Here is a 17,242-nt window from a genome sequence, read left to right as displayed (position 1 = left end):
TCCACGTGGAACATTGCGTCACGGGCTGCGCACGAACGCCACAGCCTTGAGGCGCGTCCGCTTGTGCGAGCGTGCCCGCGACCCGGCGCGACGATGAGTCAGAGAGGCATTGCGCGACCGAGCTCCGGTGTTCTCAGCGCTGCAGGCCTGCAACGTTCCACGTGAAACAGCGGTCAAGCAGGCGCCCGACGTCCCGGAACAGCCGCACCCTGCCGTTCCACGAGAAACGGTCGATCGTGAGGAGCCACCGCGACAGCCTCTAGGGCGTGACGGTTCGTCGACGCGTCCGCGGAACTCACCGCCACCACGCGCCAGATGAGCGTGCACGAACCACTCAACGGGCCCTGGCACCGCTGCGGGTGCCGGGGCACGCCGAGACCCAAGACGAGGACGTTCGGCCCGGACACAGCCGCACAGGCCGCTGCTGAGCCCATGCGCGCGTGACCTCGTGCGGCTGACGATCACCGCCTGACCAAAGAGGCTCCCGCCGCCCGTGGAGCGCTGTGCGGAGCGGTGCGGCGCACACTCCCGCAGCAGGAGACACCAGCGCCGCCGATGACCGCCTACTCGGCGATGTCGCGGATACCGAGCTCGGCGAGGATACGGTTCAGGTCTTCGCCGTTCGCGAAGTCGATCGTGACCGAGCTCTTCCGCGCGCCGACGGCGATCTTCACCCGGGTGTTCAGACGATCGCCCAGGCGTTCTGCGAGGTCGTCGAAGTGCGCCTGACGCTTCGTCGGCTGCTGCTTGGGCTTCGCCGGAGTTCCGGCGGCGAGCTGCTGCGCCAGTGCTTCAGCGGTGCGCACGGAGAGGTCTTCGTTCACGATCTTCTCGGCGAGGTACTCCATCGCCTCTGCGTCCGGGGCTGCCAGGATCGCCCGAGCGTGGCCCGCGGACAGAACGCCTGCTGCGACTCGCCGCTGCACGGGAGAGGGGAGACGCAGCAGACGGATCGTATTGGTGATCTGCGGCCGCGAGCGACCGATCTTCTGCGCGAGCTGCTCCTGCGTGATGCCGAAGTCGGCGAGGAGTTGCTGGTACGCCGACGCCTCTTCGAGCGGGTTCAGCTGTGCGCGATGCAGGTTCTCGAGCAGCGCATCGCGCAGCATCGCGTCATCGGGGGTTTCCTTGACAATGGCGGGAATCGTGCTGAGGCCCAGCTCCTTCGTCGCGCGGAGACGACGCTCACCCATGATGAGTTCGAACTGCGGCTCCGTACCGGAGGCGCCGGCGATGGGACGCACGACGATCGGCTGGAGGACGCCGATCTCCCGGATCGAGTGCACGAGCTCCTGGAGTTCCTCTTCACGGAACTCCTTGCGCGGCTGATGTGCGTTCGGGACGACGTCGAGTGGATTCAGGTTCGCCAGCCGGGCGCCGGGGACGGCCACGAGGTCTTCTGCCGTCGGCGCCGATGCCGGCGAGCCCCCTGTCGGGAAGAACACGTCGACGGGACGGTCCTGCTGCTCGGTCGCCGTCGGGATGAGGGCGCCGATGCCTCGGCCGAGTCCGGTTCGCTTCGGTGCCATCAGTTCTGCGCTCCTCGTGCTGCGATCTCGGAAGCCGCCTCCAGGTAGGAGAGCGAGCCGGTGGAGTTGACGTCGTACGCCACGACGCTCTGGCCGTAGCTCGGGGCTTCGCTGACACGGACCGAGCGGGGGATCATCGACTTCAACACCTGGTCGCCGAAGTGCTCTCGGACGTCCGCAGCCACCTGGTTCGCGAGGTTCGTCCGGCCGTCGTACATCGTCAACAGGATCGTCGAGACGCGCAGCTTCGGGTTCAGGTGCCGCTCGATGAGCTCGATGTTCCGCAGCAGCTGGCTCAGACCCTCGAGCGCGTAGTACTCGCACTGGATCGGGATCAGCACTTCCTCCGCAGCGACAAAGGCATTGATCGTCAGGAGGCCGAGCGACGGCGGGCAGTCGATGAAGACGTAGTGGTACGGCTCGTCGAGCGACTCCAAGTACTGGTCGAGTGCTGTCCGCAGCCGTTGTTCACGCGCCACGAGCGACACGAGTTCGATCTCCGCGCCCGCAAGGTGGATCGTCGCCGGCACGCACCAGAGCGTCTCTGACTCGGGGGAGCGCTGGACGCAGTCGGCGATGGGCGCCTCGTCGACGATGACGTCGTAGATGCTCGCAACCTCAGCCTGGTGATCGACTCCGAGGGCGGTCGATGCGTTCCCCTGCGGATCCAGGTCGATCACCAGAACGCGAGCGCCACCGTGCGCCAGGGCGGCAGCCAGGTTGACCGTCGTCGTGGTCTTCCCGACCCCACCCTTCTGGTTGGACACCGTCATGATGCGGGTCTTCTCCGGCAGCGGGAACTGCTGGGTCGCGATGGCCCGCCGGCGTCGATTCAGGTCAGCGATCTCACGAGCGAGCGGCGTCGAAGCGTCGTAGTCGGTGGATGAACTCAACGAGTGCCCTCTTCCCCGGTTCGTGTTTCACGTGGAACGCGGAGCGCTGCTGCCGGCGTCAATCAACTGTAGCCCGGAACACGCGCGTGGTCTCCTCGACCACACCGTCTCCGAGCTCGAGGACCTCGACGTCGCCGAGGCGTTTGCGCAGGATGACCTTGCGCGCCTTCTCGACCTCTTCGTCGACCCGCGCACCCTTCATCAGGATGAGCTGTCCGCCCGAACGTACGAGCGGAACGGTGAGGGGGATGAGCTTCGACAGCGCTGACACGGCACGGGCAGTCACCTGGTCGACGACGATGTCGTCAGCGACGTCCTCGGCGCGCGCCCGGACTACCGTCACGTTGTCGAGGGGAAGGCGCTCGACCTCGGCGTTCAGCCAGTCGACGCGGCGCTCCATCGGCTCGATGAGCGTGAAGTGCACGTCCGGACGCGCGATCGCGAGGACCAGGCCGGGCAGCCCGGCGCCGGAGCCGACGTCGGCGACCCGGCCACGGGCCTCCAGGAGGGGAGCAAGCAACGCGGAGTTGAGGATGTGTCGCGTCCACAGCCTGGGCAGTTCGAGGGGGCCGATCAGGCCCAGTTCCTCACCCCGCCGTGCGAGTTCGTTCGTGAACGACCGGGCGAGCTCCAGGCGGTCGCCGAAGAGCGCCGCGGCAGCGGCTGGTTCGACTTCGAGCTCCGGAGCGGAAGCCTCGGTCATCGCGTGACGACGGTGTGCCGGTCGCGGCCCTCACCCTCGGACTCCGAGTGGAAGCCCTTCTCGGCGACGAGGTCGTGGACCAGCTTGCGCTCGTAGGACGACATCGGGGGGAGCGCCGCCGAGGACGATCCGCCCTCGATCCGCTCGATCGCGGTGTCGACGAGGCGCTGCAGCTCCGACGCACGGGTGTCGCGCGAGCCAGCGACGTCGAGGATCAGGCGGCTGAACTCGCCCGTCTCCGCCTGCACCGCGATGCGGGTGAGCTCCTGGAGCGCCGTCACGGTCTCCGGCTTCGACAGGACGCGCAGGGAGTCACCGTCGTCCGTGACGGACAGGTACACCCGGCCGCCGCGCTCCTCGATCTCGATGTCTCCGTCGAGGTCGCAGATGTCGAGCAGCTCCTCGATGTAGTCACCGGCGATGTCGGCCTCGTCGCGCTCGACCTCGTCGTGATCGGTCTCGGGCGCCTCGGCGGTGGTGGTGTCGTCCGTCACTTACTTCTTCCCGTTCTTCTTCGACCGGTTCTTGCCGACCGGCTGCTGACGCTGCGTCGTGACCCGCACGGGCTCGACCTCGACCGCGGCTGCGCCGGCACCGGCCTCCGCGAGCACCGGGGTACCGCGGCGCTGGGCCTTCTTCGCGAGGCGGGCCTCGCGGGCGAGGGCGGCCTCGGAACCCGGGGTCGGCATGCTGCGGATGACGAAGTACTGCTGCGCCATCGTCCAGATGTTCGAGGCGAGCCAGTAGAACATGACGCCGAGGGGGAACGAGAGACCCGAGATGACGAAGACCAGCGGGAGGATGTACAGCATCATCTTCTGCTGGCGGTACATCGGAGACTCCTTGGTCTCCGGGGACATGTTCTTCGCGACGAGCTGCAGCTGCGTGATGAACTGCGACGCCGTCATCACGACGATCATGAAGCCCGCGATCACCCGGACTTCCCAGCCCGACGCGTTGGTGAAGGTCTCGTGCAGGGGGGCGCCGAAGAGCGACGCGTTGCCGAAGGAGCGAGCGAGGTCGCTGGAGAGCAGGCCGATGCCCGTCTTGTTGATCTGCGCCTCGTGCAGCACCGAGTACAGCGAGAAGAAGATCGGCATCTGGATGAGCAGCGGCAGGCAGGAGCTCAGCGGGTTCGTCCCGGTCTCCTTGTAGAGCGCCATGGTCTCGCGGCTCATGGCCTCACGCGAGAACTGGTCCTTCTTGCCCTTGTACTTGTCCTGGATCTTCTTGAGCTGCGGCGCGACCTCGAGCATGCGGCGCTGCGATTTGATCTGTCGGACGAAGATCGGGATCAGCGCGGCGCGGACCACGAAGGTCAGGAAGATGATCGACAGCACCCACGTGATGCCGGCACCCGGGTCCATGCCGAGGTTCTCGAAGATCCAGTGGAAGCCGACGAGGATGGCGGAGACCACCCACTTGAGCGGCCAGAGGATCGTTCCGATGAAGTCCATGGGGGCGGTCACGCCTTTCGCGTTCGCTGGGAGAGCAGCAGCGGGGCGATCGCAGGCTGCTGGGGCTGCGGTGTGGAGGTCGGGCCGGTGACGAACCCGAACCGGTTCACGGTGTAGGAACGACGTCGTTCCGGGACGTCGTCGATGCCGCCGGCTGCCCAGGGGTTGCAGCGGGCGATCCGCCACGCACCCATGGCCGAGCCACGGACCACCCCGTACTGCTGGATGGCCTCGAGCGCGTACCGGGAGCACGACGGGTGGTAGCGGCAGACGTTCCCGTAGAGCGGGGAGATGACCGCGCGGTAGGCACGGAGCACGACGACGCACGCGTTGCGCGGGAGCAACGCGATGACCCAAGCGATCCGGGTCAGCCGACTGCGGTTCATGCTGCCTTCTCCACTCCGCGCGCGAACGAGCGCGAAACGTCTCCGAGCAGGGTAGGCCATCCGGCCTGCGCAGCGGCTGGCAGTGCGCGGATCACCACGTCGTGCCCGGTCGGCATGCCGGCGAGCAGTTCGTGCGCGATCGCCTTCAGGCGTCGACGAACGAGGTTGCGGGTGACCGCGTTCCCGACGGTCTTCGCGACGATGAACCCGAAGCGCGTCGGTCCGACCGATCCGCCGGGGTGACGGACCACGGATACGACGACGTGCGCCGTGGCGCTCTTGCGTCCACGGCGCACGACGGACCGGTAGTCGTCCCCACGGACGATGCGGTTGGCGCGGGCCAGCATGCTCGCTACCGGAGAACGGTCCGCGAGCGGACCGATCGGCGGCCGATCAGGCGATGCCTGCTCAGGCGCTGAGCTCGGTGCGGCCCTTGGAACGGCGCGCGGCGAGGATGGCGCGGCCGGCACGGGTACGCATGCGGGCGCGGAAGCCGTGCTTCTTGGCGCGGCGGCGGTTGTTCGGCTGGAAGGTGCGCTTGCTCATGATGATCTCCACGCGGCTGCACCGATCACTGCGCCAGAGTGCACTGCGCGAGTGTCCGTGTGAGCCGTCACGTATGTATGTGTGTTGCCGCTCGGAGCACCGAACGACGCGTAACGGGCGCGACCAACTGGCCGCAGTCAACTGGTTAACGGTACGTGACAGCGGCAGAGAGGTCAAACGACGACCGGCACCGCAGTGCGCACGACCATTGTCCACACTGGGGAGAACTTCGGTTCGGTGCGACGCGCTGTGGTCCCGTACAGTGGTGTGATCGATCCGCCCTCGGCCCGGTACGACAGGGGATTCCCCCTCCAGAGCTCGGTCGGGCGGTCGTGGACAAGGCTGTGGACAACCCTGTGGACCGTACGGTTCGGCACAGTGTCCGCCTCCGGTGCCGAGGTTGCCGCCGACGCCGTCCTCGACCGAGCGGTACCGGGGGGTCCGCGGCGTGCAGCCGCCACCGCCGACGATGACCCGACGAGCACACGAGCACGAACGAACCTGGAGACGAGCGCGACATGACGATGCCGGCCGACCCCGTCGAGGACCTCTGGACGTCGGTGCTCGGACTCCTCGCCGAGGACGACCGCATCACCCCGCAGCTGCAGGGCTTCCTCAACCTGGTCGAGCCGAAGGGCGTGCTCGCCGGCACCCTCTACCTGGAGGTGCCGAACGACCTCACCCGCGGGATGCTCGAACAACGCATCCGCATCCCCATCACCGAGGCGATCGCCCGGATCGGTGACGACGCGGTCGCCAACTTCGCGATCACCGTCAACCCGGACATGGCCTCGGAACCGCGCGTGGACGTCGTGAGCGCGACGCACGTCCCCGACTACGCCGAAGCGTCGCAGGCGACCGTCGAGCAGAGCGCCGCGCCCCGGCAGTACATCGAGGCGCCGTTCGTCCCGAGCCAGATCGACGCCCCTGGTACCGGTGGCCGGCCGGAGTCCCGGCTCAACCCGAAGTACAACTTCGACAACTTCGTCATCGGGTCGTCGAACCGCTTCGCCCACGCCGCGGCGGTCGCGGTCGCCGAGGCTCCGGCCAAGGCGTACAACCCGCTGTTCATCTACGGTGACTCGGGCCTCGGCAAGACCCACCTCCTGCACGCGATCGGCCACTACGCCGAGAGCCTCTACCCGGGGATCCGGGTGCGGTACGTGTCGAGCGAGGAGTTCACGAACGACTTCATCAACTCGATCGCGAACAACCGGTCGAACCAGTTCCAGCAGCGGTACCGCGACATCGACATCCTGCTGATCGACGACATCCAGTTCCTCCAGGGGAAGGACTCCACGCAGGAGGCCTTCTTCCACACGTTCAACACCCTGCACGACCACAACAAGCAGGTCGTGATCACGTCGGACGTCGCACCGAAGCACCTCACCGGCTTCGAGGACCGGATGCGCTCGCGCTTCGAGTGGGGGCTCATCACCGACGTGCAGGCGCCCGACCTCGAGACGCGCATCGCGATCCTCCGCAAGAAGGCGCAGTCCGACCACCTGCAGGTGCCCGACGACATCCTCGAGTTCATGGCGTCGAAGGTGTCGAGCAACATCCGGGAGCTCGAGGGCACGCTCATCCGGGTGACCGCGTTCGCGAGCCTCAACCGGACCGCCGTCGACATGGCGCTCGTGCAGACCGTCCTGAAGGACCTGATCACGCTCGACGACGACAACGTGATCGCGCCGACGGACATCATCAACCACACCGCGGAGTACTTCAAGCTCTCCGTCGACGACCTCTACGGCTCCTCCCGCTCCCAGGCGATCGCGACCGCGCGGCAGATCGCGATGTACCTCTGCCGGGAGATGACGAGCCTGTCCCTCCCGAAGATCGGGCAGCTGTTCGGCAACCGTGACCACACCACGGTCATGTACGCCAACAAGAAGATCACCGAGCTCATGAAGGAGCGTCGGTCGATCTACAACCAGGTCACCGAGCTCACGAGCCGGATCAAGCAGGACCGCCGCTACCGCTGACCCCGGTGGGTACGGCGCGCGACGCACGTCGCGAGACGCGGACGGACTGGAGGCGCGGTGCGGGCTGGCACCCCTCCCTCGCCGGCCCGGTCGGCGCGCCCCGCGCGACGCCGGCGCGTCACCACTGAGCGGGGCGCGCCAGTCCGTCTCCTCGTCGCGTCAGCGACATGTCGGATGCGTGCGACACGCCTTCTGATCAGTGTGAATGCGCGTATGTCCACCATCTGAGACGGTTCCAGGCGGCGAGATTCCCACAGTGTGGAAAGCCTGTGGATAACTGTGGATGACACGCGGTCCGGTTGTACACAGATCTGACCCCACCTGTGGAGACTGGGGATGGAAGCGGATAGATGACGTTTACTCATCCAGAGCTCGTCAACACGCCACTCACAACTCACACCTGTGTAGTTCCCTGTGGACAAGCGGGATGCACAGAGTTATCCACATTGTGCACAGGCGTTAACACCATTGATCCTGGTTAACGATGAATCTCCGCGGGACAACCTTGTGGACGGCGGGATGACAAGAATCCGGCGGCCGCTGCGCTGTGCCACAATGGGGCGGCCGGACAGTCCAAACGATCGACAGGGGTCCCAGCTGTGAAGTTCGAGGTCAACCGGGACGTCTTCTCCGAAGCCGTCTCCTTCGCGGTGAAGCTCCTCCCACAGCGCACGACCCTCCCGATCCTGTCCGGTGTGCTGATCCACGCCGAAGGCGATCGTCTGACGCTGTCGTCCTTCGACTACGAGGTCTCCGCGCAGACGTCCATCACGGCGCAGATCGACGAGCCGGGCACTGTCCTGGTCTCCGGCCGACTGCTCAACGACATCGCGAGCCGGCTCCCGAACGCCCCCGTCACGTTCACCACCGAGGACACCAAGATCTCGGTGAGCTGCGGCTCGGCGCACTTCACGCTGCTGTCCATGCCGGTCGAGGAGTACCCGACCCTCCCGGAGATCGGTGCGCAGACCGGCGTCATCCCCGGCGACGCGTTCTCCGAGGCCGTGTCGCAGGTCGCCGTCGCCGCCAGCCGCGACGACGTCACGCCGGTCATCACGGGCGTGCAGCTCGAGGTCGGCGACAACGACCTCTCGCTCATCGCGACCGACCGGTACCGCGTCGCCGTCCGGACGATCGCGTGGGACTCCGGCCGTGTCGGCTCCGAGCCGCTCCACGCGCTCGTCCCGGCGCGCACCCTGCAGGAGGTCGGCCGCACGTTCGGCTCGGCGTCCACCGTGTCGGTCTCGATCAGCGGCACCTCGGACCGCGAGCTCATCGCGTTCCACGCCGACGACAAGACCGTGACCTCGCTGCTCATCAAGGGCAACTACCCGCCGGTCCGCCGGCTCTTCCCCGAGACCGTCGACGACCACGCGGTGATCAACACCGCGGAGCTCGTCGAGGCGGTCCGACGGGTCTCCCTCGTCCTGGAGCGCGAAGCGGCGCTCCGGTTCTCCTTCTCGGTCGACGGGCTCACGCTCGAGGCGATCGGGTCCGAACAAGCGCAGGCGTCAGAGTCGATCAGTGCGTTGCTGACCGGAGAGGAAACGGTGGTCTCGCTGAAGCCCGCCTTCCTCCTGGACGGGTTGAACGCGGTGCACTCCGAGTTCGTCCGCATCTCCTTCACCAAGACGGAGAACCCGAACAAGCCCGGCCCGGTGCTCCTCACCGGCCAGACTTCGCAGGACGCACCTGCCACGGACGGATACCGGTACCTGCTGCAGCCCAATCTCCTGCTGCGGTAAGCGCAACAGCCGAACACTGCGCTGACGCGCCACCCCTGCATCAGCGCGACGACGAACAGAAGAGGAAATCATGCACATCGGTCTTGTCGGCCTCGGTCGCATGGGCAACAACATGCGTGCCCGTCTCCGCAACGCAGGCATCGAGGTCACCGGCTACGACGCGAACCCCGAGGTCTCGGACGTCGCTGACCTCGGCGCGCTCGCAGCGGCGCTCCCCGAGGGCAAGAAGCTCGTGTGGGTCATGGTCCCGCACGGCAAGATCACCGACGACGTGATCACCGACCTGTCGAACGTCCTGGGCGAGGGTGACCTCGTCATCGACGGCGGCAACTCGAAGTGGCTCGACGACGAGGTGCACGCCAAGCAGCTCGACGCCAAGGGCATCCGCTACATGGACGCCGGTGTCTCCGGTGGCGTCTGGGGCAAGGACAACGGCTACGGCCTCATGGTGGGCGGTGCCCCCGAGGACGTCGAGTTCGCCATGCCGGTCTTCGACGCGCTCCGCCCCGAGGGCCCGCGCGAAGAGGGCTTCTCGCACGCCGGCGGCGTCGGCGCGGGCCACTACGCGAAGATGGTCCACAACGGCATCGAGTACGCGATCATGCAGGCGTACGGCGAGGGGTACGAGCTCCTCGAGGCGAAGGACATCATCCACGACGTCCCCGCCGTGTTCGCCGGGTGGCAGCGCGGCACCGTCGTGCGCTCCTGGCTGCTCGACCTCCTCGTGCTCGCGATCAACGAGGACCCGAAGCTCGACGAGCTCGAGGGATACGTGGACGACTCCGGCGAGGGTCGTTGGACCCTCGAAGAGGCGATCGAGCTCGCGGTGCCGATGCCCGCGCTCTCGGCCGCGATGTTCGCCCGCTTCGTCTCGCGTCAGGGCAGCGAGTCCCCGACGATGAAGGCCGTCGCGGCGCTCCGCAACCAGTTCGGCGGCCACGCCGTCAAGAAGGCGTAGCTCGGGTAACCACCTGAGCTCGTCTCGGCCCGCGTGCACGTCGACCACCTGCAACTCACCGACTTCCGGAACTACCGGGAGGCGGAGGTCGACCTCGCACGCGGGCCGAACCTGTTCGTCGGCCGGAACGGACAGGGCAAGACCAACCTCGTCGAGGCGATCGGCTACCTGTCGACGCTCGGCTCGCACCGGGTCCCGACCGACGCGGCGCTGGTCCGCCAGGGCTGCGACGCGGCGATCGTCCGCGCGAAGCTCGCGCACGAGGACCGCAGCATCCTCGCCGAGGTGCAGATCAACCGCTCGGGGTCGAACCGGGCGCAGGTGAACCGCGCGGCCATCAAGCCCCGGGAGCTCCCGCGCTACTGCACGAGCGTGCTCTTCGCCCCCGAGGACCTCGCGCTCGTCCGCGGCGAACCGGCCGGACGACGCCGTATGCTCGACGAACTCCTCGGACAGATCGCCCCGCGCATGCAGGGAGTCCTCGCCGACTACGACCGGACGCTCCGGCAGCGCAACACCCTGCTCAAGTCGGCGCGAGCCACCGGCTCCAAGGCGGGCGCCCTGTCGACGCTCGACGTCTGGGACGACCGACTCGTCCAGTTCGGCGCCGAGATCATCGCCGCGCGCGACCACCTCACCCGACGCCTCGCTCCGTTCGTGGCCGAGGCGTACGCGACCGTCGCCGGTGAACGCCACGAAGCGACCATCACCGGTGTGCTCAGCGTCCGCGGTGTCGACCCCGAGGACGCTGCTGCCACCGATCCGGTGCTCGGGACGCCGGACGAGCCGGTGAGCGTGCCCGCTGCGGCCGAGGCGTTCCGGAGCGCGCTCGAACGACGCCGTCGCGACGAACTCGACCGCGGGTTGACCCTCGTCGGTCCGCACCGCGACGACGTGCTCTTCCAACTGAACGGGTTACCCGCTCGCGGGTACGCCAGTCACGGCGAGTCCTGGTCGTTCGCGCTCGCCGTCCAGCTCGCGAGCGCCGCGGTGCTCCGGGCGGAGTCGACCCTGGGCGACCCCATCATCATCCTGGACGACGTGTTCGCCGAACTCGACGAGTCACGCCGTGAACGCCTGGCGAACTCGGTCGCCGACTACGAGCAGGTGCTCATCACGGCGGCCGTGTTCGGGGACGTGCCCGCGCAGTTGGCGGCGCACACCGTGCACATCGAGGCGGGGACGATCGTCGACCCGAGCAACGCGGCGGCCGTCGACCCGTCGACCGCGGACACGGCGTCCTGATGCCGAAGCCGTGGAAGCCGACCGAGCCCTCCCGGTTCTACCGGCACCTCAAGGCGGTCTTCGGCGACCCCTCGCTCCGGACCGTCGATGCTCGCCGACGTCGCGCCCGCGAGGTCGACGCCGATTCGGTGCCGTACGGTCGCGGTCGTGAGCCGAAGGGCCTCGGCGACGTCGTCGGGTCGCTCGCGGACGAACTCGGTTGGGTCGAGCCGCTCGCACGTTCCGAGCTGTTCGTCGACTGGTCCGGCGTCGTCGGGGAAGAGCTCGCGAAGCACTCCCGTCCGGTGACCATCGACGACGGTGCGCTGGTCATCCGGTGCGACTCGACGGCGTGGGCGACGCAGCTCCGACTCATGCGGTCGACCATCACCACGACCATCGCCGAACGGCACCCGCAGGCCGGGGTCCAGTCGATCCGGGTTTCCGGGCCCGACGCCCCCACCTGGAAACGCGGTCCCAGGACGGTCCAGGGGCGCGGTCCTCGCGACACCTACGGTTGAGCCGACAATTTCATCCTGCCGGGCGAAAAAAGGCCCGTCAGCGCCCGGATTCCGCCTCGAACGAACGCCCGACGCGGTAGACTGGGCAGTGCAGTGTGCGGGTGTTCCGCGCGCAGGCAGGAGCTCTCTCGACATGACATCAGGATCTGACGACGCACAGAAGAACGAACCGTCCTACGGTGCAGACCAGATCCAGGTGCTGGAGGGCCTCGAAGCCGTCCGCAAGCGCCCGGGCATGTACATCGGCTCGACGGGTCCGCGCGGTCTCCACCACCTGGTCTACGAGATCGTCGACAACTCTGTCGACGAAGCCCTCGCCGGCTACTGCGACACGATCGGCATCACCATCCGTGAAGACGGTGGCATCCGCGTGGTCGACAACGGCCGTGGCATCCCGGTCAGCACGCACCCGACCGAGGGTGTCTCCACCCTCCAGGTCGTCCTGACCGTCCTCCACGCCGGTGGCAAGTTCGGCGGTGGCGGCTACGCGGTCTCCGGTGGTCTGCACGGCGTCGGTTCGTCCGTCGTCAACGCGCTCAGCACCGAGCTCGACGTCGAGGTCGCCCGCGACGGGCACGTCTACCGGCAGAGCTACACCGACGGCGTCCCCGTCGCCCCGGTCGCCGAGGGTGAGGAGACCGACCGCACGGGCACGACGATCACGTTCTGGCCGAACGACCAGATCTTCGAGACGACCGAGTTCGACTACGAGACGCTGCGCACCCGGTTCCAGCAGACGGCCTTCCTCAACAAGGGCCTGAAGATCGAGCTCCGCGACGAGCGCACCCCGGACGAGGGCGAAGAGGCCCGGAAGGACACCTTCCACTACGAGCGCGGGCTCATCGACTACGTCGAGTACCTCAACGCGCAGAAGAAGTCCGACAAGGTCCACGAGGACGTCATCTCGATCGAGGCCGAGGACAAGGAGCGCCAGATCGCGCTCGAGATCGCGATGCAGTGGAACACCTCCTACCAGGAGAGCGTCCACACCTTCGCGAACACGATCAACACGCACGAGGGCGGCACCCACGAAGAGGGCTTCCGCGCCGCGCTGACCTGGCTCGTCAACAAGTACGCGCGTGAGAACAAGATCATCAAGGAGAAGGACGACAACCTCACGGGTGACGACATCCGTGAGGGTCTGACGGCCGTCATCTCCATCAAGCTCGGCGAACCGCAGTTCGAGGGCCAGACGAAGACCAAGCTCGGCAACACCGAGGCGAAGGGCTTCGTGCAGAAGGTCGTCGGCACCGAGCTCGCCGACTGGTTCGACCGCAACCCCACCCAGGCGCGCGACGTCATCCGCAAGGCGATCCAGGCGTCCCAGGCCCGACTCGCCGCCCGCAAGGCGCGCGAGACCACCCGCCGCAAGGGTCTCCTCGAGTCCGGTGGGATGCCCGGCAAGCTCAAGGACTGCCAGTCGAAGGACCCGACGATCTCCGAGATCTTCATGGTCGAGGGCGACTCCGCCGGTGGTTCGGCCGTGCAGGGGCGCAACCCGCTCACGCAGGCGATCCTCCCGCTGCGGGGCAAGATCCTGAACGTCGAGAAGGCGCGTCTCGACCGTGCCCTCGCCAACCAGGAGATCCAGTCGATGATCACGGCGTTCGGTGCCGGCATCGGCGAGGACTTCGACCCGGAGAAGGCGCGGTACCACAAGATCGTGCTCATGGCCGACGCCGACGTCGACGGCCAGCACATCACGACGCTCCTCCTCACCCTGCTGTTCCGCTACATGCGGCCGCTCATCGAGCGCGGCTACGTCTACCTCGCGCAGCCGCCGCTGTACCGACTGAAGTGGTCGAACTCGGCGCACGAGTACGTGTTCTCGGACCGTGAGCGCGACGCGCTGCTGCAGGCCGGCCTCGCGTCCGGCAAGCGGATCCCGAAGGACAACGGCATCCAGCGCTACAAGGGTCTCGGCGAGATGGACTACAAGGAGCTCTGGGACACCACCATGAACCCGGACACCCGCACGCTCCTGCAGGTCACCCTCGAGGACGCCGCCGCCGTCGACAGCGTCTTCGCGACGCTGATGGGCGAGGACGTCGACGCGCGTCGCCAGTTCATCCAGCAGAACGCCAAGGACGTCCGCTTCCTCGACATCTGAGCTCGTCACCAGCCGAGCCGGGAGGCACGGCGTGAGCAGCGAGCACCAGACCCGACCACCTGTGGTCGCGCCCGGCGCGACCAACGGAACCACAGCCTCCAGGCTGTCCAGAAAGGGAACGAAGCCACATGGCTGACGACAACGAGAACGGCGCCGACGAGCAGCCCGAGATCGTGCACGGCGACAGCGGAGACATCGTCGTCTCCGGTGACCGCATCTCGCAGGTCGACCTGCAGCTCGAGATGCAGCGCTCCTACCTCGACTACGCGATGTCGGTCATCGTCGGCCGCGCGCTGCCGGAGGTCCGTGACGGGCTGAAGCCGGTGCACCGCCGCGTCCTCTACGCGATGTACGACGGCGGCTACCGCCCCGACCGCGCGTTCTCGAAGTGCTCCCGCGTCGTCGGCGACGTCATGGGCCAGTTCCACCCGCACGGCGACTCGGCGATCTACGACGCGCTCGTCCGCCTCGTGCAGCCGTGGTCCCTGCGGTACCCGCTCGCGCTCGGCCAGGGCAACTTCGGCTCTGCCGGCAACGACGGCGCCGCCGCCCCGCGGTACACCGAGACCAAGATGGCCCCGCTCGCCCTCGAGATGGTGCGGGACATCGAGGAAGAGACCGTCGACTTCCAGGACAACTACGACGGTCGCACCCAGGAGCCGGCGATCCTGCCGTCGCGATTCCCGAACCTCCTCGTCAACGGCTCGGTCGGCATCGCCGTCGGCATGGCGACGAACATCCCGCCGCACAACCTCCGCGAGGTCGCGGACGGCGCGAAGTGGGCACTCGAGAACCCCGAGGCGACGCGTGAGGAACTCCTCGTCGCGCTCATGCAGCGGATCAAGGGCCCGGACTTCCCGACCGGCGCGCAGATCCTCGGCACCAAGGGCATCCAGGACGCCTACCGGACCGGCCGCGGCTCGATCACGATGCGCGCCGTCGTGAACGTCGAGGAGATCCAGGGCCGCACGTGCCTCGTCGTCACCGAGCTGCCGTACCAGGTGAACCCGGACAACCTCGCGATCAAGATCGCCGAGGGCGTGAAGGACGGCAAGCTCGCCGGCATCGCCGACATCCGCGACGAGACGTCGGGCCGCACCGGTCAGCGCCTCGTCATCGTGCTGAAGCGCGACGCGGTGGCGAAGGTCGTCCTCAACAACCTGTACAAGCACACGCAGCTGCAGGAGAACTTCGGCGCGAACATGCTCGCGATCGTCGACGGCGTGCCCCGCACCCTCGCGCTCGACGGGTTCATCTCCGCCTGGGTCGACCACCAGATCGACGTCATCGTCCGCCGCACCCAGTACCGGCTGCGCGAGGCCGAGAAGCGCGCGCACATCCTCCGCGGGTACCTCAAGGCCCTCGACGCGCTCGACGAGGTCATCGCGCTCATCCGTCGGTCGCCCGACGCCGAAGAGGCCCGCTCCGGTCTGATGGAGCTCCTCGACGTCGACGAGATCCAGGCGCGTGCGATCCTCGAGCTCCAGCTCCGTCGCCTCGCTGCCCTCGAGCGGCAGAAGATCCACGACGAGGCCGAGGAACTCGAGCGGAAGATCGCCGACTTCAACGACATCCTCGCGAAGCCCGAGCGGCAGCGTTCGATCATCATCGAGGAGCTCGACGAGATCGTCGCGCGCTTCGGGGACGACCGCCGCAGCGAGATCATGCTCGGCTTCGACGGCGACATGTCGATGGAAGACCTCATCCCCGAGGAGGAGATGGTCGTCACCATCACCCGCGGCGGGTACGTCAAGCGCACCCGGAGCGACAACTACCGGTCGCAGCACCGCGGTGGTCGCGGGGTGAAGGGCGCGCAGCTCCGCGCCGACGACGTCGTCGAGCACTTCTTCGTCACCACGACGCACCACTGGCTGCTGTTCCTGACGGACAAGGGCCGGGTCTACCGCGCGAAGACGTACGAGCTGCAGGAGGCCGGCCGCGACGCCAAGGGTCAGCACGTCGCGAACCTCCTCGCGATGCAGCCCGACGAGCAGATCCAGCAGGTGCTCGACATCCGCGACTACGAGGCCGCGCAGTACCTCGTGCTCGCGACGCAGCACGGGCTCGTCAAGAAGACCGCGCTCACCGAGTACGACACGAACCGCAGCGGCGGCATCATCGCGATCAACCTCCGCGACGGTGACACCCTCGTCCAGGCGCTGCTCGTCGACGAGACCGACGACCTGCTCCTCGTGTCGAAGCACGGCATGTCGCTGCGCTTCACCGCCTCGAACGACGCGCTCCGCCCGATGGGCCGATCGACGTCGGGCGTGAAGGGCATGTCCTTCCGGGACGACGACTCCCTGCTCGCGGCGCGGGTCGTCTCGGACGACGGCTACGTCTGGGTGATGACCGAGGGCGGGTACGCGAAGCGCACCTCCGTCGACCAGTACCGCGTACAGGGCCGTGGTGGTCTCGGCATCAAGGTGGCCAAGCTGGCCGCCGACCGGGGCGACCTTGTGGGGGCTCTCATCGTGGGCGAGGACGACGAGGTGCTCGTCGTGCTGCAATCGGGCAAGGTGGTAAGGTCTGCCGTGGCCGAGGTGCCCGCCAAGGGCCGCGACACGATGGGCGTCGTCTTCGCGAGGTTCGCGGACAACGACCGCATCATCGCAGTGGCCCGGAACAGTGAGCGGAACCTGGACGACCAGGACGACGCCGAGATCGAGCCCGCGGGCCCGGTGGAGACGGTCAGCCCGACCGAAGCAGCCGACGACCAGCCCGCCGACCGCGAGGCCGGAGAGGACCAGTCAAGCAATGAGTAGTGTCGCCGAGAAGCTCCAGAAGAAGGCGAAGCGGCCCGTCGGCACCCGGCAGGTCCGCCTGCGACTGGTGTACGTCGACTTCTGGTCGATGGTGAAGCTGAGCTTCCTCATCGCCCTCGCCGGTTCGATCGTGATCGTCGTCGCCACGGCGCTGGTGTGGGTCATCCTGAACCAGACGGGCGTCTTCACCCAGGTCGACGCCCTGCTGAAGGACGTCACCGGCCAGAACAACTACTCGATCATGGACCAGTTCTCGCTGGGCCAGGTGCTCGGGTTCTCGATCGTCGTGGGCATCCTCAACGTGGTCGTCGGCACCGTGCTCGGCGCGATCGTGAGTGTCCTCTACAACCTCAGTGTGCGCATCACCGGCGGCCTGCTCGTCGGCTTCACGAACAACTGACACACCCGGGCCGGGTGGGG

At 67.6% G+C, this 17,242-nt stretch carries 16 protein-coding genes; 8 read left to right on the top strand and 8 right to left on the bottom strand.

Features of this window, described 5'->3' with window-relative positions; all coding sequences use genetic code 11:
* Nucleotides 1-563: 563 nt before the first annotated feature.
* The 8 genes from QPJ90_RS05095 to rpmH all read right to left on the bottom strand — a co-directional run bounded on the left by QPJ90_RS05095 (nucleotide 564) and on the right by rpmH (nucleotide 5,514).
* The gene (locus QPJ90_RS05095) at nucleotides 564-1,529 is read right to left on the bottom strand and encodes a ParB/RepB/Spo0J family partition protein (RefSeq protein WP_290133381.1); all 966 of its coding nucleotides are present in this window, start codon (nucleotides 1,527-1,529) and stop codon (nucleotides 564-566) included.
* Entirely contained in the window at nucleotides 1,529-2,422 is an 894-nt protein-coding gene (locus tag QPJ90_RS05090) for a ParA family protein (protein ID WP_290133380.1), read from the bottom strand. The genes QPJ90_RS05095 and QPJ90_RS05090 overlap by 1 nt, the downstream gene beginning before the upstream one ends.
* Nucleotides 2,423-2,480: 58 nt before the next feature.
* Nucleotides 2,481-3,125 (bottom strand): 16S rRNA (guanine(527)-N(7))-methyltransferase RsmG, encoded by a 645-nt coding sequence (gene rsmG, locus QPJ90_RS05085; RefSeq protein ID WP_290133379.1) that lies wholly within the window; start codon nucleotides 3,123-3,125, stop codon nucleotides 2,481-2,483.
* Nucleotides 3,122-3,619 (bottom strand): R3H domain-containing nucleic acid-binding protein, encoded by a 498-nt coding sequence (locus QPJ90_RS05080; RefSeq protein ID WP_058724812.1) that lies wholly within the window; start codon nucleotides 3,617-3,619, stop codon nucleotides 3,122-3,124. Before QPJ90_RS05080 ends, rsmG begins: the two co-directional genes overlap by 4 nt.
* Complete coding sequence (yidC, locus tag QPJ90_RS05075; protein WP_290134168.1) at nucleotides 3,620-4,582, bottom strand: membrane protein insertase YidC; 963 nt, start codon at nucleotides 4,580-4,582, stop codon at nucleotides 3,620-3,622.
* 8 nt (nucleotides 4,583-4,590) lie between these two features.
* Complete coding sequence (gene yidD / locus QPJ90_RS05070; RefSeq protein WP_290133378.1) at nucleotides 4,591-4,968, bottom strand: membrane protein insertion efficiency factor YidD; 378 nt, start codon at nucleotides 4,966-4,968, stop codon at nucleotides 4,591-4,593.
* Entirely contained in the window at nucleotides 4,965-5,315 is a 351-nt protein-coding gene (rnpA, locus tag QPJ90_RS05065) for a ribonuclease P protein component (RefSeq protein ID WP_290133377.1), read from the bottom strand. The genes yidD and rnpA overlap by 4 nt, the downstream gene beginning before the upstream one ends.
* A gap of 61 nt (nucleotides 5,316-5,376) precedes the next feature.
* Nucleotides 5,377-5,514, bottom strand: a complete 138-nt coding sequence (gene rpmH / locus QPJ90_RS05060; protein ID WP_019181680.1) for a 50S ribosomal protein L34 — start codon at nucleotides 5,512-5,514, stop codon at nucleotides 5,377-5,379.
* A 518-nt stretch (nucleotides 5,515-6,032) separates the two neighbouring features.
* Here rpmH and dnaA point away from each other — a divergent pair.
* The 8 genes from dnaA (at nucleotide 6,033) to QPJ90_RS05020 (ending at nucleotide 17,222) form a co-directional block, all read left to right on the top strand.
* Entirely contained in the window at nucleotides 6,033-7,499 is a 1,467-nt protein-coding gene (gene dnaA, locus QPJ90_RS05055) for a chromosomal replication initiator protein DnaA (protein WP_290133376.1), read from the top strand.
* A 599-nt stretch (nucleotides 7,500-8,098) separates the two neighbouring features.
* Entirely contained in the window at nucleotides 8,099-9,244 is a 1,146-nt protein-coding gene (gene dnaN, locus QPJ90_RS05050; protein ID WP_290133375.1) for a DNA polymerase III subunit beta, read from the top strand.
* A gap of 70 nt (nucleotides 9,245-9,314) precedes the next feature.
* On the top strand, nucleotides 9,315-10,202 hold the full coding sequence (gnd, locus tag QPJ90_RS05045) for a phosphogluconate dehydrogenase (NAD(+)-dependent, decarboxylating) (RefSeq protein WP_290133374.1): 888 nt from the start codon (nucleotides 9,315-9,317) through the stop codon (nucleotides 10,200-10,202).
* 33 nt (nucleotides 10,203-10,235) lie between these two features.
* Nucleotides 10,236-11,447 (top strand): DNA replication/repair protein RecF, encoded by a 1,212-nt coding sequence (gene recF / locus QPJ90_RS05040; RefSeq protein WP_290133373.1) that lies wholly within the window; start codon nucleotides 10,236-10,238, stop codon nucleotides 11,445-11,447.
* Complete coding sequence (locus QPJ90_RS05035; RefSeq protein ID WP_290133372.1) at nucleotides 11,447-11,947, top strand: DciA family protein; 501 nt, start codon at nucleotides 11,447-11,449, stop codon at nucleotides 11,945-11,947. Before recF ends, QPJ90_RS05035 begins: the two co-directional genes overlap by 1 nt.
* Before the next feature lie 133 nt (nucleotides 11,948-12,080).
* Nucleotides 12,081-14,057 carry a DNA topoisomerase (ATP-hydrolyzing) subunit B gene (gene gyrB, locus QPJ90_RS05030; RefSeq protein WP_058724804.1) on the top strand — a complete coding sequence of 659 codons (1,977 nt, stop codon included), beginning with the start codon at nucleotides 12,081-12,083 and terminating at the stop codon, nucleotides 14,055-14,057.
* Between the two features lie 128 nt (nucleotides 14,058-14,185).
* Complete coding sequence (gene gyrA, locus QPJ90_RS05025; protein WP_290133371.1) at nucleotides 14,186-16,822, top strand: DNA gyrase subunit A; 2,637 nt, start codon at nucleotides 14,186-14,188, stop codon at nucleotides 16,820-16,822.
* Nucleotides 16,815-17,222, top strand: coding sequence for a DUF3566 domain-containing protein (locus tag QPJ90_RS05020; protein WP_022904049.1), 408 nt, complete (start codon nucleotides 16,815-16,817; stop codon nucleotides 17,220-17,222). The genes gyrA and QPJ90_RS05020 overlap by 8 nt, the downstream gene beginning before the upstream one ends.
* Nucleotides 17,223-17,242: the final 20 nt, after the last annotated feature.

The sequence above is a fragment of the Curtobacterium sp. 458 genome, assembly GCF_030406605.1.
GTDB lineage: Bacteria > Actinomycetota > Actinomycetes > Actinomycetales > Microbacteriaceae > Curtobacterium.
Note: the sequence above shows the minus strand (reverse complement) of the source record. Positions and strands in the feature narration are given on the sequence as shown.